The sequence below is a fragment of the Citrobacter amalonaticus genome (assembly GCF_018323885.1).
Taxonomy (GTDB): domain Bacteria; phylum Pseudomonadota; class Gammaproteobacteria; order Enterobacterales; family Enterobacteriaceae; genus Citrobacter_A; species Citrobacter_A amalonaticus.
This window is the reverse complement of record NZ_AP024585.1, coordinates 1466719-1488066: the sequence shown is the minus strand read 5'-3', so window position 1 is coordinate 1488066 and position 21348 is coordinate 1466719. Positions and strand designations below refer to the sequence as shown.

Annotated in this window: 23 protein-coding genes; 16 read left to right on the top strand and 7 right to left on the bottom strand. The window is 52.0% G+C overall.

Annotated features, from left to right (window positions below):
- Nucleotides 1-3: 3 nt before the first annotated feature.
- From lptE to nadD, 3 genes are read left to right on the top strand one after another with little or no spacing between them, the layout of a single operon-like run.
- Entirely contained in the window at nt 4-594 is a 591-nt protein-coding gene (lptE, locus tag KI228_RS06905; protein WP_043001418.1) for an LPS assembly lipoprotein LptE, read from the top strand.
- A complete protein-coding gene (gene holA / locus KI228_RS06900; protein WP_043001419.1) occupies nt 594-1625 on the top strand; it encodes a DNA polymerase III subunit delta in 1032 nt (343 codons plus the stop codon). Before lptE ends, holA begins: the two co-directional genes overlap by 1 nt.
- 1 nt (nt 1626) lies before the next feature.
- Nucleotides 1627-2268, top strand: a complete 642-nt coding sequence (gene nadD / locus KI228_RS06895) for a nicotinate-nucleotide adenylyltransferase (protein WP_080343225.1) — start codon at nt 1627-1629, stop codon at nt 2266-2268.
- Here the strand turns inward: nadD and cobD are convergent.
- A complete protein-coding gene (gene cobD / locus KI228_RS06890) occupies nt 2243-3328 on the bottom strand; it encodes a threonine-phosphate decarboxylase CobD (protein WP_043001421.1) in 1086 nt (361 codons plus the stop codon). The two genes, nadD and cobD, sit on opposite strands and share 26 nt — an antisense overlap.
- 97 nt (nt 3329-3425) lie before the next feature.
- On the opposite strand from cobD, the gene KI228_RS06885 reads away from it, so the two are divergent.
- The 11 genes from KI228_RS06885 to lipA all read left to right on the top strand — a co-directional run bounded on the left by KI228_RS06885 (nt 3426) and on the right by lipA (nt 14157).
- Nucleotides 3426-4037 (top strand): adenosylcobalamin/alpha-ribazole phosphatase, encoded by a 612-nt coding sequence (locus KI228_RS06885; protein WP_044266384.1) that lies wholly within the window; start codon nt 3426-3428, stop codon nt 4035-4037.
- A 258-nt stretch (nt 4038-4295) separates the two neighbouring features.
- Nucleotides 4296-4613: a ribosome silencing factor gene (gene rsfS / locus KI228_RS06880; protein ID WP_012904988.1), complete on the top strand. Its 318-nt coding sequence runs from the start codon at nt 4296-4298 to the stop codon at nt 4611-4613.
- Between the two features lie 3 nt (nt 4614-4616).
- Nucleotides 4617-5084 carry a 23S rRNA (pseudouridine(1915)-N(3))-methyltransferase RlmH gene (gene rlmH / locus KI228_RS06875; protein ID WP_003022725.1) on the top strand — a complete coding sequence of 156 codons (468 nt, stop codon included), beginning with the start codon at nt 4617-4619 and terminating at the stop codon, nt 5082-5084.
- Nucleotides 5085-5113: 29 nt separating this feature from the next.
- Entirely contained in the window at nt 5114-7015 is a 1902-nt protein-coding gene (mrdA, locus tag KI228_RS06870) for a peptidoglycan DD-transpeptidase MrdA (protein WP_043001424.1), read from the top strand.
- Nucleotides 7016-7017: 2 nt separating this feature from the next.
- A complete protein-coding gene (mrdB, locus tag KI228_RS06865; protein WP_043001425.1) occupies nt 7018-8130 on the top strand; it encodes a peptidoglycan glycosyltransferase MrdB in 1113 nt (370 codons plus the stop codon).
- Between the two features lie 10 nt (nt 8131-8140).
- Complete coding sequence (rlpA, locus tag KI228_RS06860) at nt 8141-9256, top strand: endolytic peptidoglycan transglycosylase RlpA (protein ID WP_043001426.1); 1116 nt, start codon at nt 8141-8143, stop codon at nt 9254-9256.
- A 148-nt stretch (nt 9257-9404) separates the two neighbouring features.
- The gene (dacA, locus tag KI228_RS06855) at nt 9405-10616 is read left to right on the top strand and encodes a D-alanyl-D-alanine carboxypeptidase DacA (RefSeq protein WP_043001427.1); all 1212 of its coding nucleotides are present in this window, start codon (nt 9405-9407) and stop codon (nt 10614-10616) included.
- A 107-nt stretch (nt 10617-10723) separates the two neighbouring features.
- Nucleotides 10724-10987 (top strand): DUF493 family protein YbeD, encoded by a 264-nt coding sequence (gene ybeD, locus KI228_RS06850; RefSeq protein ID WP_042320704.1) that lies wholly within the window; start codon nt 10724-10726, stop codon nt 10985-10987.
- Between the two features lie 102 nt (nt 10988-11089).
- Entirely contained in the window at nt 11090-11731 is a 642-nt protein-coding gene (gene lipB / locus KI228_RS06845) for a lipoyl(octanoyl) transferase LipB (protein WP_054176130.1), read from the top strand.
- Nucleotides 11732-12029: 298 nt separating this feature from the next.
- On the top strand, nt 12030-12983 hold the full coding sequence (locus KI228_RS06840; protein WP_044256603.1) for a YbeF family transcriptional regulator: 954 nt from the start codon (nt 12030-12032) through the stop codon (nt 12981-12983).
- A gap of 208 nt (nt 12984-13191) precedes the next feature.
- Nucleotides 13192-14157: a lipoyl synthase gene (gene lipA, locus KI228_RS06835; protein ID WP_044266391.1), complete on the top strand. Its 966-nt coding sequence runs from the start codon at nt 13192-13194 to the stop codon at nt 14155-14157.
- A 97-nt stretch (nt 14158-14254) separates the two neighbouring features.
- On the opposite strand, the gene tatE is transcribed toward lipA, so the two are convergent.
- Nucleotides 14255-14458: a twin-arginine translocase subunit TatE gene (gene tatE, locus KI228_RS06830; RefSeq protein ID WP_043001430.1), complete on the bottom strand. Its 204-nt coding sequence runs from the start codon at nt 14456-14458 to the stop codon at nt 14255-14257.
- 129 nt (nt 14459-14587) lie between these two features.
- Complete coding sequence (locus tag KI228_RS06825; protein ID WP_061070382.1) at nt 14588-15376, bottom strand: deaminated glutathione amidase; 789 nt, start codon at nt 15374-15376, stop codon at nt 14588-14590.
- Between the two features lie 90 nt (nt 15377-15466).
- On the opposite strand from KI228_RS06825, the gene crcB reads away from it, so the two are divergent.
- Complete coding sequence (gene crcB / locus KI228_RS06820) at nt 15467-15850, top strand: fluoride efflux transporter CrcB (RefSeq protein WP_043001432.1); 384 nt, start codon at nt 15467-15469, stop codon at nt 15848-15850.
- Nucleotides 15851-15901: 51 nt separating this feature from the next.
- Here the strand turns inward: crcB and cspE are convergent, their stop codons facing one another.
- Both cspE and pagP read right to left on the bottom strand, forming a co-directional pair.
- A complete protein-coding gene (cspE, locus tag KI228_RS06815; RefSeq protein WP_000034826.1) occupies nt 15902-16111 on the bottom strand; it encodes a transcription antiterminator/RNA stability regulator CspE in 210 nt (69 codons plus the stop codon).
- A gap of 173 nt (nt 16112-16284) precedes the next feature.
- Nucleotides 16285-16863 carry a lipid IV(A) palmitoyltransferase PagP gene (gene pagP, locus KI228_RS06810; RefSeq protein ID WP_043001433.1) on the bottom strand — a complete coding sequence of 193 codons (579 nt, stop codon included), beginning with the start codon at nt 16861-16863 and terminating at the stop codon, nt 16285-16287.
- A gap of 446 nt (nt 16864-17309) precedes the next feature.
- Here pagP and dcuC point away from each other — a divergent pair, with 446 nt between their 5' ends.
- Nucleotides 17310-18695, top strand: a complete 1386-nt coding sequence (gene dcuC, locus KI228_RS06805) for an anaerobic C4-dicarboxylate transporter DcuC (protein ID WP_061070383.1) — start codon at nt 17310-17312, stop codon at nt 18693-18695.
- 56 nt (nt 18696-18751) lie between these two features.
- Here the strand turns inward: dcuC and dpiA are convergent, their stop codons facing one another.
- Nucleotides 18752-19429 (bottom strand): two-component response regulator DpiA, encoded by a 678-nt coding sequence (gene dpiA, locus KI228_RS06800; protein WP_043001435.1) that lies wholly within the window; start codon nt 19427-19429, stop codon nt 18752-18754.
- Complete coding sequence (dpiB, locus tag KI228_RS06795) at nt 19398-21059, bottom strand: sensor histidine kinase DpiB (RefSeq protein WP_043001436.1); 1662 nt, start codon at nt 21057-21059, stop codon at nt 19398-19400. Before dpiB ends, dpiA begins: the two co-directional genes overlap by 32 nt.
- Between the last annotated feature and the right edge of the window lie 289 nt (nt 21060-21348).

Here is a 21348-nt window from a genome sequence, read left to right as displayed (position 1 = left end):
AGCGTGCGATATCTGGCAACATTGTTGTTATCTCTGGCGGTGTTAACCACCGCCGGATGTGGCTGGCACCTGCGCAATACCACGCAGGTACCGGACACCATGAAAACCATGATTCTGGACACGGGGGATCCGAACGGTCCGCTAAGCCGTGCGGTGCGTAACCAACTGCGTCTGAACGACGTTGAGCTGCTGGATAAGAGTACGCTGCGTAAAGACGTACCGTCTCTGCGTCTGGGTCGGGTCAGCATTTCGAAAGATACCGCATCTGTCTTCCAGAATGGGCAGACAGCGGAATATCAGATGATTATGACGGTTAATGCGTCAGTATTGATTCCTGGTCACGATATTTATCCTATCAGCGTCCGGGTATTCCGTTCGTTCTTCGACAACCCACAGATGGCGCTGGCGAAGGATAACGAGCAGGATATGATCATCAAAGAAATGTACGACAGAGCGGCGGAGCAATTAATTCGTAAGCTGCCAAGCGTACATGCTGCGGATCGTCTCTCATCGCAAGAAGAGGTTGCCGTTGACGATAAAGAAGCGGCACCCGCTTCCTCTTCAACGCGTGTCTCCAGCACGCTGGGTAACTGATGATTCGGTTGTACCCTGAACAACTCCGCGCGCAACTCTCTGAAGGGTTGCGCGCGGCGTATCTGCTCCTTGGAAACGACCCATTGTTGTTGCAGGAAGGCCAGGATGCCATCCGTCAGGTTGCGGCAACGCAGGGGTTCGACGAACACCACACGTTTACTCTCGACAACAATACCGACTGGAACGCATTATTCTCGCAATGCCAGGCGATGAGTCTGTTCGCCAGCCGTCAGACGCTGTTGTTGCTACTGCCCGAAAACGGTCCGAATGCCGCGATTAATGAACAACTGGCAACGTTGGTTAAGTTGCTGCATGACGATCTGCTGCTGATCGTACGCGGTAACAAGCTCAGCAAAGCCCAGGAAAATGCCGCATGGTTTAAAGCGCTGACCGATCGAAGCGTACAGATCAGTTGTCAGACGCCGGAGCAGGCGCAACTTCCCCGCTGGGTGGCGGCGCGCGCAAAACAAAATAATCTGCAGCTGGACGACGCAGCAAATCAACTGTTGTGCTATTGCTATGAAGGTAACCTGCTGGCGCTGGCGCAGGCACTGGAGCGTTTATCGTTACTGTGGCCCGACGGAAAGCTCACCCTGCCTCGCGTCGAGCAGGCCGTTAATGATGCCGCCCACTTCACCCCATTCCATTGGGTGGATGCGCTGATCATGGGCAAAAGTAAGCGCGCACTGCACATTCTTCAGCAGTTACGTCTGGAAGGCAGCGAACCGGTTATTTTGCTGCGAACCCTGCAACGTGAACTGTTGCTGCTGGTTACGCTGAAACGCCAGTCGGCCCATACCCCGCTGCGCACGCTTTTTGATAAGCATCGCGTCTGGCAAAACCGTCGGGGCATGATTGGCGACGCGCTGAACCGACTGAGTCCGGCGCAGTTACGTCAGGCGGTCCAGTTACTGACACGTACGGAAATCACGCTGAAGCAGGACTATGGCCAGTCGGTCTGGGCGGAGCTTGAAGGGCTCTCACTGCTGATTTGCCACAAAGCGCTGGCTGAAGTTTTTATTGATGGCTGATATGAAATCGTTACAGGCACTCTTTGGCGGCACCTTTGATCCGGTGCACTATGGTCACCTCAAACCCGTGGAAACGCTGGCCAATCTGATTGGTTTATCACGGGTCATCGTGATGCCTAATAATGTTCCTCCTCATCGCCCGCAGCCAGAGGCGACGAGTGAACAGCGCAAAACTATGCTTGAACTGGCAATTGCCGACAAGCCGTTGTTTATCCTTGATGAGCGCGAACTAAAGCACGACACCCCTTCCTATACGGCGCAAACGCTAAAGGCCTGGCGTGAAGAGCAAGGTCCAGATGCCCCACTGGCGTTTATCATCGGCCAGGACTCGTTGCTGACCTTCCCGACCTGGCACGACTACGAAACCATTCTCGACAATACCCATCTGATTGTCTGCCGCCGTCCGGGCTATCCGCTTGAAATGGCGCAGGAACAGCATCAGCATTGGCTGGATCAACATCTGACGAATACGCCGGACGATCTGCACCAGCTACCGGCAGGGAAAATTTATCTCGCCGAGACGCCGTGGTTCAATATTTCCGCCACGATCATCCGCGAGCGGCTGGAAAACGGCGAACCGTGTGATGATCTGATGCCGCACGCGGTGCTGGACTATATCAATGAGCATGGACTGTATCGCTAAGTACTTCGGTTAACGCCGCCAGCAGGCGGTTGTTCTCTTCCTGACTGCGTATTGCCACGCGGAAATAGCGTCCATCAAGACCTGGGTAATTGGCGCAACTGCGGATCAGAATATGTCGCGTCAGCAAAGCGCGCTGGAGATCGGTTTCGCAACGCAGCAGAAGATAATTCGCCTGACCGGGATAGACCGTCAGTCCCGACAGCGCACACAGCTGCTGATAAAAACGTCCGCCCTCTTCCCGCAACCACTGCCATGTCGCCTGTTGATACGCGGTATCCTCCAGCACCTGTTCCCCTGCCAGTGCAGCAAAAGCGTTGATCGACCACGGCATCTGGCGCGCCCTCATCGCCGCGACCGCCTGCACATCGCTGTTAAGGAGATATCCCAGCCGCAGTCCCGGGATGGCATAGAATTTTGTCAGTGAACGCAGAACCCAGATATGCGGGTTATCCTTTAACAGCGGAATAAATCCCGCTTCGTCTGCGATAAAATCGATAAATGCTTCATCAAGAATCAGCGCAATATTTAGCGCCTGACAGCGCCCGGCAATCGCCTCGAGTAACGCCCGCTCCGGCAGTAATCCGGTGGGATTGTTAGGCGTGCACAAAAACAGACAGTCCAGTTCTGCCGTTAACGCATCAAGAATCGCCCCGGTCAGTTGCCAGCCATCCTCTTCACGCAGCATGAACGTATCAATCGCGCATTCGCTCCACTGCAACGCGCGGCGGTATTCGGCAAATCCCGGCGCGACGATCATCGCTCGCCGCGGTTTCAAACCGTTCACCAGAGTAAAGATCGACTCCGTCTCACCGTTTCCGGCGAGGATCCATTCGACGGGAACCTGATGATGTCGGGCCAGTGCCTGATGCAGATGGCGGTAATCGACGTCAGGATAGCGCTCGGCAAGGTGTAAATTGTCGACAATGGCGCGTTTTACCGTTTCAGGCATACCCAGTGGATTAATATTCGCGCTAAAATCCAGCAACTTCTCGGGCGAGATCCCGAGAAACTCAGCCGCCTCACGGATATTACCGCCGTGGGCGCTTTGGAATAGAGACATCGTGCCGCTCCTGGCAAAAGAGGCTATTTTAGAGAAATTAGCGCGCGCATTCAGGGCGAATATCATGTTTTGCGCGAATACGTATCACGAGGGATAAATGCGACTCTGGTTAGTTCGTCATGGTGAAACCGAGGCTAATGTGGCGGGATTGTACAGCGGTCATGCCCCCACACCGTTGACCGGGCGCGGCGTGGCGCAAGCGCAAACGCTGAATACACTGCTTCGCCAGGTTCCCTTTAAGCAGGTGCTGTGTAGCGAACTGGAGCGCGCGCAGCACACGGCGCGCTTAGTGCTTCAGGGACGTGAACTGCCGCTACAGGTGAAGCCTGAGCTCAATGAGATGTTTTTTGGTGACTGGGAGATGCGTCATCACCAGGATCTGGCCCGCGAAGATGCCGAAAACTACGCGGCCTGGTGCAACGACTGGCAAAATGCCGTTCCCACCAATGGGGAAGGATTTCAGGCTTTCGCCCAGCGCGTTGAGCAGGCAATTTCGATCCTCGCTGACTATCAGCACCATGATCATGTGCTGATAGTCAGCCATCAGGGTGTTCTCAGCCTGTTAATCGCCCGGTTGCTTGCCATGCCCGCCGCGGCGATGTGGCATTTTCGCGTTGAGCAAGGCTGCTGGAGTGCCATTGATTTTACTGGCGATTTTGCCACGCTTCGGGTTCTCAACAGCAGAGCGATATGGACGCCCGGCGAGTAAAATATCTGTTTTTTACTGCCAGCAACGCTCCGCCCATTGACACCCCCGGACAGGCTGCTATTCTCCGCTGCCAGACTTTTCCCACCCTTCAGCGTTTTGCAGAAATTGTTTTACAAAAATGGCGATGCATTCTGTTGCATGGGGTGGGATGATAGCCCACTTTCCAAAGTCACCCGGTGACATTTGTCCCGAAAAGCCGGTGGGTTCAGGTATACTGACAGGCTTATTAATACTCATTCATGCACCCAGGGGGAAAACTTGCAGGGTAAAGCACTCCAGGATTTTGTTATCGACAAAATTGATGACCTTAAAGGTCAGGACATCATCGCCTTAGACGTTCAGGGCAAATCCAGTATTACCGACTGCATGATCATCTGTACCGGTACTTCCAGCCGTCACGTTATGTCTATTGCTGACCACGTCGTGCAGGAATCTCGCGCTGCGGGAATGCTGCCGCTGGGCGTGGAAGGTGAGAGCGTCGCCGACTGGATCGTCGTTGACCTGGGTGAAGTGATTGTCCACGTTATGCAGGAAGAGAGCCGTCGCCTGTATGAGCTGGAAAAACTCTGGAGTTAATGCGTGAAGCTTCAACTTGTCGCGGTAGGCACGAAAATGCCCGACTGGGTACAAACCGGTTTTACCGAGTACCTGCGGCGTTTTCCCAAAGACATGCCTTTTGAGCTGATCGAAATTCCGGCCGGCAAACGCGGCAAGAACGCGGATATCAAGCGTATTCTCGACAAAGAGGGTGAGCAGATGCTGGCTGCCGCTGGCAAAAATCGCATCGTCACCCTGGATATACCCGGTAAGCCCTGGGACACGCCGCAACTGGCGACCGAACTGGAACGCTGGAAACTGGACGGTCGTGATGTCAGCCTGTTAATTGGCGGGCCGGAGGGATTATCCCCTGCCTGCAAAGCCGCGGCAGAACAAAGTTGGTCGCTCTCTGCACTCACGCTTCCCCATCCGCTTGTCCGGGTGCTGGTGGCAGAGAGCCTGTATCGGGCGTGGAGCATTACCACTAATCACCCTTATCACCGTGAGTGATCATTGAGCTTGAGTAGACTAAGCAGCGGATGAAATTACAGAATTCTTTTCGCGACTATACGGCTGAGTCCGCGCTATTTGTGCGCCGGGCGCTGGTCGCTTTTTTGGGTATCTTACTGCTCACCGGCGTGCTTATCGCCAATCTGTATAACTTGCAGATCGTCCGTTTTACCGATTACCAGACTCGCTCGAATGAGAACCGGATTAAGCTGGTGCCTATCGCCCCCAGCCGCGGCATTATTTATGACCGTAATGGCATTCCTCTCGCCCTGAACCGCACCATTTATCAGGTCGAAATGATGCCCGAGAAGGTTGATAACGTGCAGCAAACGCTGGATGCCCTGCGCAGCGTTGTCGACCTGACCGATGACGATATTGCCGCCTTCAAGAAAGAGCGCGCACGTTCCCACCGCTTTACCTCTATTCCCGTCAAAACCAACCTCACCGAAGTACAGGTTGCGCGTTTTGCCGTGAACCAGTACCGCTTCCCGGGTGTGGAAGTGAAAGGGTATAAGCGCCGGTTCTACCCATACGGTTCCGCACTTACCCACGTCATTGGCTACGTGTCGAAGATTAACGATAAAGACGTTGAGCGACTGGATAAAGACGGCAAACTGGCCAACTACGCCGCGACGCATGACATCGGGAAACTGGGGATAGAGCGCTACTACGAAGATGTGCTGCACGGTCAAACCGGCTACGAGGAAGTCGAGGTCAACAACCGTGGTCGCGTCATCCGTCAGCTCAAAGAAGTCCCCCCACAGGCCGGACACGACATCTACCTGACGCTGGATCTCAAACTGCAGCAGTATATCGAGACGCTGCTTGCCGGTAGCCGCGCGGCCGTGGTGGTCACCGACCCGCGCACCGGCGGCGTACTGGCCCTGGTTTCAATGCCCAGTTACGACCCGAACCTGTTCGTCGACGGTATCTCCAGTAAAGACTATTCCGGTTTGCTTAACGATCCGAACACGCCGCTGGTCAACCGCGCAACGCAGGGGGTTTATCCACCTGCGTCGACGGTGAAACCGTATGTCGCTGTGTCTGCATTAAGCGCCGGCGTTATCACCCGTAATACCAGCCTGTTTGACCCAGGCTGGTGGCAGTTGCCCGGCTCGGAAAAACGCTACCGTGACTGGAAGAAATGGGGTCACGGACACCTGAACATTACTAAATCACTGGAAGAATCGGCGGATACCTTCTTCTATCAGGTCGCCTATGACATGGGGATCGATCGCCTCTCCGAGTGGATGGGCAAATTCGGTTACGGTCACTATACCGGTATCGACCTGGCGGAAGAGCGTTCCGGCAACATGCCTACCCGCGAATGGAAGCTCAAACGCTTTAAAAAACCCTGGTATCAGGGCGATACCATTCCGGTCGGCATCGGTCAGGGCTACTGGACGGCAACGCCGATTCAGATGAGTAAGGCGCTGATGATCCTGATTAATGACGGCGTCGTGAAGGTGCCTCATCTGCTGATGAGTACCGCAGAAAACGGCAAGAAGGTTCCCTGGGTACAACCGCAGGAGCCACCGGTCGGCGATATTCATTCTGGTTATTGGGAACTGGCGAAAGACGGCATGTATGGCGTCGCCAACCGTGGCAACGGGACCGCGCATAAATATTTTGCCAGCGCGCCATATAAAATTGCCGCTAAATCCGGTACCGCACAGGTCTTTGGCCTGAAAGCCAATGAAACCTATAACGCGCATAAAATTGCCGAGCGTCTGCGTGACCATAAACTGATGACCGCATTTGCACCGTATAACAACCCGCAGGTGGCCGTCGCCATCATTCTGGAAAACGGGGGGGCGGGTCCGGCGGTGGGGACCATTATGCGTCAGATTCTTGACCACATCATGTTGGGCGATAACAACACCGATCTGCCAGCGGAAAACCCGGCGGTTGCAGCGGCGGAGGATCAATAACCATGACGGATAATCCGAACAAAAAAACATTCTGGGATAAAATCCATATTGATCCCACCATGTTACTGATTTTGCTGGCGCTGTTGGTTTACAGCTCACTGGTTATCTGGAGCGCCAGCGGCCAGGACATTGGCATGATGGAGCGTAAAGTCGGTCAGATTACGATGGGGCTGGTGATCATGGTGGTCATGGCGCAGATCCCGCCGCGCGTCTATGAAGGTTGGGCGCCGTATCTCTATATTTTCTGTATTATTCTGCTGGTGGCGGTCGATGCATTCGGGGCAATATCCAAAGGCGCGCAGCGTTGGCTGGATCTCGGCATTGTACGTTTTCAGCCTTCTGAAATCGCCAAAATCGCGGTTCCTCTGATGGTCGCACGCTTTATCAACCGCGACGTCTGTCCGCCGTCCCTGAAGAACACGGCCATCGCGCTGGTGCTGATTTTTATGCCGACGCTGTTGGTGGCGGCACAGCCTGACCTCGGGACCTCGATTCTGGTCGCGCTTTCCGGCCTGTTCGTGCTGTTCCTCTCGGGTCTGAGCTGGCGTTTAATTGGCGTCGCTGTACTGCTGCTCGCGGCGTTCATTCCGATCCTGTGGTTCTTCCTGATGCACGATTATCAGCGTCAGCGTGTGATGATGTTACTCGACCCGGAAACCGACCCGTTGGGTGCCGGTTACCACATCATTCAGTCTAAAATTGCGATTGGTTCCGGCGGTCTGAGCGGTAAGGGATGGTTACACGGTACCCAGTCGCAACTGGAATTTTTACCCGAACGCCACACCGACTTTATCTTCGCTGTCCTGGCGGAAGAGCTGGGTCTGATTGGGATACTGATCCTGCTGGCGCTGTATATACTGCTGATTATGCGTGGCCTGTGGATCGCCGCCCACGCACAAACCACCTTTGGTCGCGTGATGGCCGGTGGCTTAATGTTGATTTTATTCGTTTATGTCTTCGTTAATATTGGTATGGTGAGTGGGATTCTGCCTGTTGTAGGCGTTCCGCTTCCGTTGGTCAGTTACGGAGGCTCAGCACTGATCGTGTTGATGGCCGGGTTCGGGATTGTCATGTCGATCCACACCCACAGAAAAATGTTATCGAAAAGCGTGTAAGGGGTGCGCAATGCGTAAGCAGTTGCCTGGAGTCTGCGTCGTAGCAGGAATTATGCTGCTCGCGGCATGTACGAGTGATGATGGTCAGCAACAGAACACCGTCGCGCCGCAACCGGCGGTATGTAATGGGCCCGTCGTTGAAATCAGCGGAGCCGATCCGCGTTTTGAACCTCTCAACCCGAGCGCTAATCAGGATTATCAGCGAGACGGGAAGAGCTACAAGATAGTGCAGGATGTCTCGCGCTTTAGTCAGGCAGGGTTCGCGGCGATCTACGATGCCGAGCCCGGTAGCAATCTGACCGCCTCAGGCGAAGCGTTCGATCCTATGCAGCTCACCGCTGCGCATCCGACGTTACCGATCCCGAGCTATGCGCGGATCACTAACCTCGCCAATGGACGGATGATCGTGGTGCGCATTAACGATCGAGGTCCCTATGGCAACGATCGCGTGATTTCGCTGTCGCGTGCCGCTGCCGACCGTCTGAACACCTCCAATAACACCAAAGTGCGTATCGACCCAATTATTGTCGCACAGGATGGTTCATTGTCTGGTCCGGGTATGGCCTGTACCACCGTGGCCAAACAGACTTATGCCCTGCCCTCACGTCCGGATCTGAGCGGCGGCATGGGCAGCGCCTCCTCCGCACCGGAAGCGATGCAGCCTCAGGGTGACGTTCGCGCCATCAGCAATTCCACCTTGCAAAGTGAAGATAATGCCGGCGCACCGGTTCAGAGTAGTGGGTTCCTGGGTGCCCCGACGACTCTGGCAGCAGGTGTACTGGAAGGCAGTGAACCGACGCCAGCGCCACAGCCCGCGGCTGCAGCTCCCGTTAGCGCACCAGTCAGTGCACCGGCAGCAACACCCGCTGCGACGGCTGCGCCTGCCGCCGCTTCGGCCAGCGGCAGTTACGTAGTCCAGGTCGGCGCGGTGAGCGATCAGGGGCGTGCCCAACAATATCAACAGCGCTTAGGCCAGCAGTTTGGCGTACCTGGACGCGTCACGCAGAACGGCGCCGTGTGGCGTATTCAGCTCGGGCCGTTCGCCAGTAAAGCACAAGCCAGTGCGCTGCAGCAGCGCTTACAATCTGAAGCCCAATTACAGTCCTTCATTACCGGCGCACAGTAACGTAACAAGGGCATCTGAAGTGTCAGTTTCTGTAAATGACGTTAACTACGTTAACAAAGTCATGCGGAAAGTCAGATGCCTGCCGGTATTGCATTTGCTATAGTAGGGCACTTTTTTTAATTCCATCACGGACGTCGTAGTTCAGACCATGAAGACCACTTTTTCCGCTCGTTTCCTGCAGCGCATGGCGCTCACCACGGCTCTTTGTACAGCCGCTATTTCAGGCGCGCATGCCGATGACCTGAATATCAAAACCATGATCCCGGGTGTTCCGCAGATCGACGCGGAGTCTTACATCCTCATTGACTATAACTCCGGTAAAGTGCTGGCGGAACAAAACGCCGATACGCGTCGCGACCCGGCCAGTCTGACCAAAATGATGACCAGTTACGTTATCGGTCAGGCAATGAAAGCGGGCAAATTTAAAGAAACGGATCTGGTCACTATCGGTAATGATGCCTGGGCCACGGGTAATCCGGTCTTTAAAGGCTCATCGCTGATGTTCCTGAAGCCGGGTATGCAGGTTCCGGTATCGCAACTGATTCGCGGGATTAACCTGCAGTCTGGTAACGACGCCTGCGTCGCGATGGCTGACTTTGCGGCGGGCAGTCAGGATGCGTTTGTCGGTCTGATGAACAGCTATGTGAATGCGCTGGGTCTGAAAAATACCCATTTCCAGACGGTTCACGGTCTGGATGCCGACGGTCAGTACAGTTCCGCTCGTGATATGGCGCTGATTGGACAAGCGCTAATCCGCGACGTTCCTAACGAATATTCCGTCTATAAAGAGAAAGAGTTCACCTTTAACGGCATCCGTCAGTTGAACCGTAACGGTTTGCTGTGGGACAACAGCCTGAAAGTAGATGGCATCAAGACTGGTCATACCGATAAAGCAGGCTACAACCTGGTGGCCTCGGCGACCGAAGGTCAGATGCGTTTGATCTCCGCGGTCATGGGCGGGCGTACCTATAAAGGACGTGAAACGGAAAGCAAAAAACTGCTGACCTGGGGTTTCCGTTTCTTCGAAACGGTTAACCCGCTGAAAGCAGGCAAAGAATTCGCCTCTGAACCGTCCTGGTTTGGTGATACCGATCGCGCCTCCTTAGGGGTTGATAAAGATGTGTATCTGACCATTCCGCGTGGCCGTATGAAAGACCTGAAAGCCAGCTATGTACTGAACAGCACGGAGCTGCATGCGCCGCTGCAGAAAAATCAGGTGGTCGGTACCATCAACTTCCAGCTTGACGGTAAAACCATTGAGCAGCGCCCTCTGGTCGTGCTGCAGGAAATCCCGGAAGGTAACTTCTTCAGCAAAATCATTGATTACATTAAGTTAATGTTCCATCACTGGTTTGGTTAAAGATTGAACACTTGAAAGTGTGATTTCCATCCCCATATACTAAGCATCAGTAAAACTCCCGCCCTCTGGCGGGAGTTGTTATTTATTTACGTTACGCCGGAGCTGACATGAAAACCAAACTTAACGAACTGCTTGAATTCCCTACTCCTTTTACTTACAAAGTTATGGGGCAGGCGTTACCTGAGCTGGTTGAACAGGTGGTTGAAGTGGTACAGCGCCATGCGCCAGGTGATTACTCTCCGACGGTAAAACCCAGCAGCAAAGGCAATTACCACTCGGTCTCGATTACCATCAACGCGACCCATATTGAGCAGGTTGAAACGCTGTACGAAGAACTCGGTAACATCGAAATCGTCCGTATGGTTCTGTAATACAGGTTCGGGCCCCGACCATGTTCGGGCGCCCACCTCGCCTCCTCTTCACTGTGATATACTTCCCTCCCCCATTGATTACTTCTCTACGGAGATGCTGTTTTGTCTCAGGATAAAATACTGGTCCGCCAGCTCGGTCTTCAACCCTACGAACCCGTCTCCCAGGCCATGCACGACTTTACCAACACCCGCGATGAACAGACTCCCGATGAAATCTGGCTGGTTGAGCACTATCCGGTTTTCACCCAGGGTCAGGCAGGGAAAGCGGAACATGTTTTAATGCCCGGCGATATTCCGGTCATTCAAAGCGATCGCGGTGGGCAGGTCACTTACCATGGGCCAGGTCAACAGGTTATGTACGTTTTGTTGAACCTGAAGCGACGTAAACTGGGCGTGCGGGAATTGGTCACGTTGCTGGAACAGACTGTCGTGAATACTCTGGCTGAACTGGATATTGACGCTCACCCGCGTGCAGATGCCCCTGGCGTTTATGTCGGTGAAAAGAAAATATGTTCCCTCGGTTTGCGTATTCGTCGCGGTTGCTCATTCCATGGACTGGCATTAAACGTTAATATGGATCTCTCGCCTTTCTTACGAATTAATCCCTGCGGTTATGCCGGCATGGAAATGGCAAAAATATCTCAATGGGATAGCCAGGCCACGACAGATAATATCCGACCACGATTATTAGCCAATATTTTAGCACTGCTAAATAATCCCCCTTACGAATATATTTCCGCTTAACTTATTGAATGCAATGGCCCAAAAAATCGGGGGCCATTGTCACCCTTCCGGCTCAAATGCTTTACAATGTCTCCTGGTTTCTATATTTTCTGTTTGTCTTAGTTTGAATTTTTAACGAGTTTTCTCCGTCATAAAAAACGACGTAGGATTTTTCTTTATACGAACGTTAAACCTTCAATCCATTGCTATAAAAAGGTTATCGATACCGCGAGATGAACAATAGTGGTGCAAAACGCATGCTTACAACAAATACAAGCATCACTATTATTTATAAAGTGAATTAAATTGGAGTTAGAACGTGAGTGAAAATAGTAAGCCGAAAGGACATTTCTACGAACACCGACCCGAAGATAAGCCGCAAATTTTCAGAACGCTGAGAAATATAGACCTGAACCTGCTGACTATTTTTGAAGCCGTTTATGTTCATAAAGGAATCGTCAACGCCGCGAAAGTTCTCAATCTGACTCCTTCAGCGATCAGCCAGTCCATTCAGAAACTGCGCACAATATTTCCCGATCCCCTGTTTATTCGAAAAGGCCAGGGCGTGACGCCCACGACTTATGCCACCCATCTGCATGAGTATATCAGCCAGGGGCTGGAATCCATTCTCGGCGCGCTGGATCTCACCGGCAGCTACGATAAACAACGGACGATAACTATCGGGACCACTCCGTCTATCGGCGCGCTGGTCATGCCGACAATTTATCACGCCATCAAAACGAGCCATCCACAACTGCATCTGCGTAACATTCCCGTCCATGATGCCGAAACGCAACTCAGTCAGTTTCAGAGTGATTTGATTATTGATAACCACATCTACAGCAACCGCGCAGTAGAGAACCATGTTCTGTTTTCTGACAAAATCGAACTGGTCTGCCGCCAGAATCACCCTTCCCTGACGCGTACCCTGACCCCTGAAGCCCTCGATGACGCTGAACATAGTCTGCTGATGATCGAAGGACAAAGCTTCACGCTCCTGCGCCAACGTATCCAGGAATTGTTCCCCGATCGGCAAATCAGCTTTAGCAGCTACAATATTTTCACGCTGGCATCACTCATTGCTCACAGCGATCTGGTGGGTATTATGCCCGCGCGCTTCTTCACGCTGTTCAGCCACTGCTGGCCGCTTCAGCGGATCCCCCATCCATCCCTGAACCATGAGAAAATCGACTTCTCACTGCACTACAACAAGCTGAGCTTACGCGATCCGGTACTGGAGAACGTCATCGCAGTGATCCGCGACGCCTTCTGAAAAAGAAATGTTGCGACCCGGTCAAAACTGATGCCAGGCAAATGGCACAAAACAACAACTATTTTACATTTTGCCGGTCACTCAGGCTGCTTTCAGGCCCGTTTAAATGATATACTGCGTGTAGTGAATTCAAAAATAGTTGATAAATACAACATTCCCTTGAATCAAAACGCTTTCCCTCGTTATTCGCAACTGGAACACGCACGCTATGAGTAAACCCATTGTGATGGAACGCGGTGTTAAATACCGCGATGCCGATAAGATGGCCCTTATCCCGGTCAAAAATGTGGCAACAGAGCGCGAAGCCCTGCTGCGCAAGCCGGAATGGATGAAAATTAAGCTTCCAGCGGACTCCACTCGTATCCAGGGCATCAAAGCAGCAATGCGTAAGAATGGCCTGCATTCTGTTTGTGAAGAAGCCTCTTGCCCAAACCTGGCGGAGTGTTTCAACCACGGTACCGCCACGTTTATGATCCTCGGCGCTATTTGTACCCGTCGCTGCCCGTTCTGTGATGTGGCCCACGGCCGCCCAGTGGCGCCGGACGCCAACGAACCGGTTAAGCTGGCACAAACGATTGCCGACATGGCCCTGCGCTATGTCGTTATCACCTCAGTTGACCGTGATGACCTGCGTGACGGTGGCGCTCAGCACTTTGCCGATTGCATTACCGCTATTCGTGAGAAAAGTCCTACGATTAAGATTGAAACGTTGGTCCCCGACTTCCGCGGTCGTATGGATCGTGCTCTGGAAATTCTGACCGCCACTCCGCCGGACGTTTTCAACCATAACCTTGAGAACGTGCCACGTATTTATCGTCAGGTTCGCCCGGGCGCTGACTACAACTGGTCGCTCAAATTACTGGAACGCTTTAAAGAAGCGCATCCGGAGATCCCGACCAAATCCGGTCTGATGGTGGGTCTCGGTGAGACGAATGCGGAAATCATTGAAGTGATGCGCGATCTGCGTCGTCATGGCGTGACTATGCTGACGCTGGGACAGTATTTGCAGCCGAGCCGTCACCACCTGCCCGTTCAGCGCTATGTCAGCCCGGACGAATTTGAAGAGATGAAAGAAGAAGCCATGGCGATGGGCTTTACCCATGCGGCCTGCGGACCGTTCGTCCGTTCGTCTTACCATGCTGACCTGCAGGCGAAAGGGATGGAAGTGAAGTAATTTCGAAATAAATACTTACATTTCGCCTATAAAAAACCCGCTTAATCGCGGGTTTTTTCTCATCAGGGTAAAACGGACAGGCGTTTAGCTCCGGGTATTACTCTTTATGAGAGAGTTTCTCAGCCTGAATGCTGCCGTCTGCGTCTTTTTTCGCGCCCGCATCTTCATCATTCATTGCTTTCTTGAAACCCTTAATCGCCGTGCCCAGGTCTCCACCCAGTGTACGTAACTTCTTGGTACCAAACAGCAGAACGACCAGTGCGGCCACCACCAGCAGTTTGGTAATACTAATCTCACCCATAGATACCTTCTTAACTTAAAACAGGCAGCGTAGCGCGCCCTTAGTAACCTGAGAATATTAACGGTCATTTGACGCGCGCACACAATAGCAATCTGTAACAAGGTGAATCAAGCAGTGTTTAAAAAAACGTCATAATAATTGCGGTGGCACAAATCTGCGGTTGCGTAATACCGGTAATTGCGCCCGCACCTGGCGAATTCGCTCAACGGTGATCTCCGCCATGATAAGCGTCGGGACGTCTGCCGCAGCCGAAATCGTCACCCCAAGGGGATCGATAATACGACTCTGCCCGATATTTTTGTTACCACACTCCCCTGCGGCAATCATATAGCAGGTGGTATCGAGCGCGCGGGCAGCCAGTAGTGTCGACCAGTGATGTTCCTTCAGCGCCCCTCTGACCCATGCCGCCGGTAGCACCAGCACTTCAGCGCCCTGCAACGCAAGCGCCATCGACAGTTCAGGAAAACGCAGATCGTAGCAGGTCATCAGCCCCACTCTGAATCCATCCACGTCAAGCAGCGGTGCGATTACGTTACCCGCATCAACATTGCGGGACTCCTGAATGGAGAAAGCATCATAGAGGTGTAGCTTGGCGTAGCTTGCCACAATTTTCCCCCCACGCAGCGCCACCAGCGTGTTTACCGCACGACCGGGACGCGAAGGAACGTGAACAGTGAGAATAGTGGTCATCGTATTCGACGCGCTTTCCCGCAACAGTTGTTGCAGGAATTCCCCCTCGAGAGACTGGGCGGATTTCACCGACAGGTCGGGATCCGTATCGTCTCGCGCCAGTAATGCCTCAGGCAGAACCAGCATTGACGCGCCGTTTCCCGCCGCCTGCGACATGAGCATGACGCAGGTTTCTGCGTTTTTTTCCCACACAGGACTGACGGCAAATTGCCCTGCAGCAACTAGCATAATTCCTCCGGTCAGGTTTATCAGGCTCGCCAACGATGATTATTCAGCGTTACACTTATCTTATATACCAACCAAAAGCAGGATTATGCAGTGTTACAACTTCTTTTAGCGGTTTTTATTGGCGGTGGCACAGGAAGTGTAGCGAGATGGATGCTCAGTATGCGGTTTAATCCCATGCATCAGGCGATTCCGATAGGAACCCTGACCGCAAATTTACTGGGTGCATTCATCATTGGTGTGGGACTGGCATGGTTTAGTCGAATGACTAATATCGATCCCGTATGGAAAGTCTTGATCACAACCGGCTTTTGTGGCGGCCTGACAACCTTCTCTACCTTTTCGGCGGAAGTGGTCTTTTTGCTGCAGGAAGGTCGGGTGGGCTGGGCAATGCTGAATGTGTTAGTCAACCTGTTGGGATCATTTGCGATGACGGCGTTAGCATTCTGGCTATTTTCCGCCTCCAGCGCGCACTAAAGACAAAAAAACCCGCTAATAAGCGGGTTTTGAAATCTTGCTGACGTAAGCTTACAGAGCAGTTACGTTTGCAGCAGAAGGGCCTTTGGCACCGTTAGTGATTTCGAACTCTACACGCTGACCTTCAGCCAGAGTTTTAAAACCATTGGTCTGGATTGCAGAGAAGTGTACGAACACGTCTTTGCTGCCATCTTCCGGAGTAATGAAACCGAATCCTTTGGACTCATTAAACCACTTAACGTTACCTTTAATCTTAGACATCAAAATTACCTTTACATGAAAAATAGACACAAATGCTGTGTCGGGTACCAGTACACCAATTGTGGTTCACTTTGTCCAGTCGAACTTTGGCAAAAAGTGATAAATGTCGCGTTATTTTTTGATATAAGCTTATATCACTTTGTTTTATATGAATTTTATTGCCGTTAAACAGTTCAAAACTGAAAACGCATCCACGCAAAGTATACGTTACCGTTGTTATAAGTACCGGGGATATAGGTCATCTGAAACGTTGCCGGACCGTAACCGATGGAAGCCAGCGGCAGCAGGACAGGAAGAGGAATGTAGTTCCAGTTATCACGCGCCGTCACACCGGCGGTAAAACCTAACCCCAGGTGGAAATTGTCATCCGGCAGAGGTCGCCAAGTGCTCTCCCAGCCATAACCACCGATCGGCTCCCATTTATTCCATGAATCTTTGAAAGCCATGATATAAAGGCCGTGCCAGTTTCCCTTTTCATCCCAGCGCGACTGGCCAAAACCACCGCCCCACGGACGCTCGTTATAACGATCGGTTTTTTCTTTGTCATAGGCAAAACGCGCATGCCAGGTTATCGCGGGAATATATAAATCATAGTGCTCAGGTTGCTGCCAGGTTTCGGCAACATTGTCTGTAAAGGTATTAAACCACCCTTTTTCTTCTGCCACTGCACGCGGCAGCATCGCTAACTGAATAAAAAGAAATGAAAAAAGGAGAAAATATTTTTTAGCTGTACTCACAACGTTTATTACCATTCTTAAGTTCAGTCTTGATTATACCAAAAATAACTTGAATGAAACCTTAACAGCGGCAATGCAGACCTGAATCAGATTGTTCTAAGATTTTGAATGCCGTAATTAAACCCTATCTTTTGCAGTATTATTTATCGCTGGATTATCAGTCAGATATTGTATGCTTTTCACTCTGTCACGTTGAAAGCACTCTTTCGCCGCCATTCATTAACAATGATGCTGCATAAACAAAACAAAAATGAAACAACAGGGAATTTTCCTGGAGACTGGAAAATAAAATATTTCACCTTCATCACGGCAACGAAAAAAATAGCCGCTGACCGACGACTAATCGTTCTGTTTATTGATTTTAATCAGCAAGTAGCAAACACTTATTCGGCACATTTTTACCCCAACTTATTGGTATTATCTTAATTTCACTTCTGGGTGTCTACGCGACAGGGGAAACAATGTTGACATTTATCGAACTCCTTATTGGAGTTGTGGTTATTGTGGGTGTAGCGCGCTACATCATTAAAGGGTATTCGGCAACCGGCGTGCTCTTTGTTGGCGGTCTGGTGCTGCTGATTACCAGCGCCCTGATGGGCCATAAAGTGCTGCCTTCCAGCGAGACCACGACGGGTTATTCCGCGACGGATATCGTTGAATACATCAAGATCCTGCTGATGAGCCGTGGTGGCGACCTTGGCATGATGATCATGATGCTCTGCGGATTTGCCGCTTATATGACCCACATCGGCGCGAACGATATGGTCGTGAAACTGGCGTCGAAGCCTTTGCAGTACATCAATTCACCTTATTTGTTGATGATTGCCGCCTATTTTGTTGCCTGTCTGATGTCCCTGGCAGTGTCATCCGCTACCGGACTCGGCGTATTGTTGATGGCGACGCTTTTCCCGATCATGGTCAACGTAGGAATCAGCCGCGGTGCCGCGGCGGCCATTTGCGCCTCGCCTGCCGCAATTATCCTTTCCCCTACCTCCGGTGACGTCGTGCTGGCTGCCAAAGCAGCCGAAATGCCACTGATCGATTTTGCCTTTAAAACCACACTGCCGATCTCCATTGCGGCAATCATCGGAATGGCGATAGCCCACTATTTCTGGCAACGTTATCTGGATAAAAAAGAGAACGCGGCCCACGAAATGCTGGACGTAAATGAAATCACCACCACGGCACCGGCGTTCTACGCCATTCTGCCATTTACGCCGATTATCGGAGTGCTGATTTTTGATGGTAAGTGGGGACCACAATTGCACATCATTACGATTCTGGTGCTCTGTATGCTAATTGCGGCGGTGCTGGAGTTCGTCCGGGGTTTCAACACCCAGAAAGTGTATTCAGGTCTGGAAGTGGCGTATCGCGGTATGGCCGATGCGTTTGCTAACGTGGTGATGCTGTTAGTTGCGGCGGGTGTTTTCGCACAGGGTCTGAGCACGATTGGCTTCATCCAGAGCCTGATCTCCATCGCCACTTCGTTTGGCTCAGCGAGCATCATTTTGATGCTGGTACTGGTGATTCTGACCATGCTGGCAGCGATGACCACCGGTTCCGGTAACGCGCCGTTCTACGCTTTCGTGGAAATGATTCCTAAGCTGGCACAATCATCGGGTATCAACCCGGCGTATCTGTCGATTCCGATGCTACAGGCATCCAACCTGGGCCGTACGATCTCCCCGGTCTCCGGCGTGGTCGTGGCGGTAGCCGGGATGGCAAAAATCTCGCCTTTTGAAGTGGTAAAACGCACCTCCGTACCGGTCATGGTCGGGCTGTTGATCGTTATCATTGCGACCGAAGTGATGGTGCCGGGTACCTCTTCCGCAGTAACGGGAGGCTGATTCAGAACCCTTGCCGGATGAGGGCGCGCTATGTCTCATCCGGCCATACGCCGCCATTAACCGTGGTAAATTCGCTGCGGTCTCCCCACCTTGCCGTGCACAATTTCCGCAATAACCAAATGCCGACTGGCACAATATTCGAGGTACCGTCTGGCGGTCGTACGGCTGATGGTCAGCGCCTGCGCGACGGTTTCGGCGGTGTGCTGTACCTGAGGATCAGCAAACAGCTTTTTAACCGCATTCAACGTTAACGCATCAATCCCGGTGGGCAGCTCATCTTTCGGCTCGCCTCGCGCATAGGCATTAAACATCTCATCAATTTGTCGCTGACTGGCGCTGTCGTTTTCTGCCAGCATCCGTCTGCGCTGTTGGTAACGGGTGAGCGTCTGCCCCAGACGCTCATAGGCGATAGGTTTGATCAAATAATCAAACGCCCCGCTGCGTACCGCGTCGGCCACCGTTTCCATATCGCTGGCCGCAGTGGTAAAAACCACCCCGCCGGGATAATGCGACGCCGTCAGCTCATGCAGCAGCGTGATCCCCTTCCCGTCCGGAAGGTAGTTATCCAGTAAAATGAGGCCCGGTTTAAACCGTTCAATCATCATTCTCGCCTGCGCCAGATTACCGGCTAACCAGATCTGATTAAAACCGGGAATATGGCGGATGTACTCTGCATGCATCTCGGCAAGCAGCATTTCATCTTCAACGATTAATAGGGTTAATGGTTCCGTCATTGTTCTTTTTCACTTTCGGAATAAAAAGAGAGAATAAGGTGCCGCAGGGATCGTTATCTTCCAGAGTAATCGTTCCACCACAGCGCCCCACATAACTTGCAATCAGATACAGTCCGATGCCGTGCTCACCCGGCTCATCGGAACGGGTGCTTACACCCTGTTCGAATATTTTTTCACGCAGTGCCTCAGGGACGCCGCATCCCTGGTCGGCCACTTCTATCACCACATCATCGCCTTCATCGCTCAGATACAGTTCCACGACCTTATTCCCCTGCTCGGTACGCAAACTGGCGTCAAACGCGTTGTCGAGAAGATTTCCGACAATCGCCGCAAATTCGGTACTGTCCAGCCCTTCCGGCAACTGCTGAAGCTGACTGCCAGGAACGATCGTCATTTTGAGCCCCAGTTCGCGCGCGCGCTGAACCTTACCAAACAGCAGGCCCGCCACCTGGCGATCGGCAAACGCCTCGCGCAGGCTGTCAATCAACTGTTGCTGCGCCTGCGATTCCCCCTGCACCATCTCCCTGACCCGATCGTACTCTTTCATTTGCAGCAGGCCATTGAGCGTTGACATCCAGTTTAGATGCTCATGGCGCAACGTTCGCAGACTCTCCACATATTGCTTAATCTGTGTCAGTTGCGCGTTCAGGGTGGCGATCTCATCTTTGCTGCGAAAGCTGATAATCGCGCCCAGTAACTCATCCCCTGAACGGATCGCCTCACGGTTGGCAATAACGCTCAGACCATTGAAGTTGACCATCGCGTCCACACGCCTTTCGGCAATCTGTTCGGTAAAGAAATCGGATGGGTTAACCACCTCATGAATCGGTTTGCCCAACCATTGTCGACCTGGCGAACGCAGGCCGAGCATCTTTCTCGCACTACGGTTAATGGCCGTAATATAGCCGTCGGGATCCACGGCAATCAGCCCTTCATAAACAGAACTGAACAGCGCTTCCTGCTGACGAACTACCCGGGCAATTTGCTTCGGTTCCATCCCCATCATCTGACGGCGAATATGAGCGGCAAAAAACCAGGAAAGTAACATCAGTACCACCAGCAGCAAAACAAACACGCCGGCCATCGGTAGAATGAAGTCCAGCCGCCAGCTGTCAATTTTGCTGACCAGATAACCGATGGAGACCACGCCAATAACGTTGCCGTCATCATCAAAAATTGGCGTTTTCGCCCGCATTGCCAGGCCGATGGAGCCCGTCCCGGTAATGAAATAGCTTTCTCCCCTCTCCAGCGCGCCAGGCTTGGTAAACTGCATCGGGTAGCCAATTTTCTCCGGGTTAGGATGATAAAGCCGGATAGAGTGACTATCGCCGATCACCACATAGTCAAAATCAGTATCGCTCTGCAGTTTTCCGGCAATGGTTGCCAGCCGTTTGTAATCGCGATCCTTCACCGCCGCAATGATGCTGTCGTTGGCGGCAATAATCTTCGCCTGGTTCATCGCCATATCGCGAACGTGCGTACTCAAGTAATCTTCAAAGCTCGCGGAAAAATACTGTGCCAGCGCGGCAATAATGAACACCGAAAAAACGAGAATAAGCAGAAAAATGCGCAACGGAAATGCCAGTCGGCGAAAAAAAGAAAACGGCTTTTTATTTTTTTGAACCAACATGACGGTTCCTTAATGGGCATAATTCGGTAAAAGCCGCCAGCATATGTAATGAAATTGTTTTATACAGACAGGCAGCAAATAAAGACAATCGTTACAGATTCACCACATTAAATCAATTAAGTCATTTAACACCACGTCACAATCTGTAATAAGAATAATTAAAAAACTTAAAACCATTAAACTCATAAAAACCATCTAAGTGTTTGTGAAATAAATCAAAATTTACCTCGAAAATACTCCTTACGATGTATGCATTCCGGAAAAAAAGAAATAGGCCGTTGCAAAATCG

Coding starts and splice junctions, on each gene's coding strand:
- holA (WP_043001419.1), top strand. CDS start 594: ATGATTCGGTTGTACCCTGAACAACTCCGCGCGCAACTCTCTGAAGGG.
- nadD (WP_080343225.1), top strand. CDS start 1,627: ATGAAATCGTTACAGGCACTCTTTGGCGGCACCTTTGATCCGGTGCAC.
- cobD (WP_043001421.1), bottom strand. CDS start 3,328: ATGTCTCTATTCCAAAGCGCCCACGGCGGTAATATCCGTGAGGCGGCT.
- KI228_RS06885 (WP_044266384.1), top strand. CDS start 3,426: ATGCGACTCTGGTTAGTTCGTCATGGTGAAACCGAGGCTAATGTGGCG.
- mrdA (WP_043001424.1), top strand. CDS start 5,114: ATGAAATTACAGAATTCTTTTCGCGACTATACGGCTGAGTCCGCGCTA.
- mrdB (WP_043001425.1), top strand. CDS start 7,018: ATGACGGATAATCCGAACAAAAAAACATTCTGGGATAAAATCCATATT.
- rlpA (WP_043001426.1), top strand. CDS start 8,141: ATGCGTAAGCAGTTGCCTGGAGTCTGCGTCGTAGCAGGAATTATGCTG.
- dacA (WP_043001427.1), top strand. CDS start 9,405: ATGAAGACCACTTTTTCCGCTCGTTTCCTGCAGCGCATGGCGCTCACC.
- ybeD (WP_042320704.1), top strand. CDS start 10,724: ATGAAAACCAAACTTAACGAACTGCTTGAATTCCCTACTCCTTTTACT.
- lipA (WP_044266391.1), top strand. CDS start 13,192: ATGAGTAAACCCATTGTGATGGAACGCGGTGTTAAATACCGCGATGCC.
- tatE (WP_043001430.1), bottom strand. CDS start 14,458: ATGGGTGAGATTAGTATTACCAAACTGCTGGTGGTGGCCGCACTGGTC.
- KI228_RS06825 (WP_061070382.1), bottom strand. CDS start 15,376: ATGCTAGTTGCTGCAGGGCAATTTGCCGTCAGTCCTGTGTGGGAAAAA.
- cspE (WP_000034826.1), bottom strand. CDS start 16,111: ATGTCTAAGATTAAAGGTAACGTTAAGTGGTTTAATGAGTCCAAAGGA.
- pagP (WP_043001433.1), bottom strand. CDS start 16,863: ATGGTAATAAACGTTGTGAGTACAGCTAAAAAATATTTTCTCCTTTTT.
- dcuC (WP_061070383.1), top strand. CDS start 17,310: ATGTTGACATTTATCGAACTCCTTATTGGAGTTGTGGTTATTGTGGGT.
- dpiA (WP_043001435.1), bottom strand. CDS start 19,429: ATGACGGAACCATTAACCCTATTAATCGTTGAAGATGAAATGCTGCTT.
- dpiB (WP_043001436.1), bottom strand. CDS start 21,059: ATGTTGGTTCAAAAAAATAAAAAGCCGTTTTCTTTTTTTCGCCGACTG.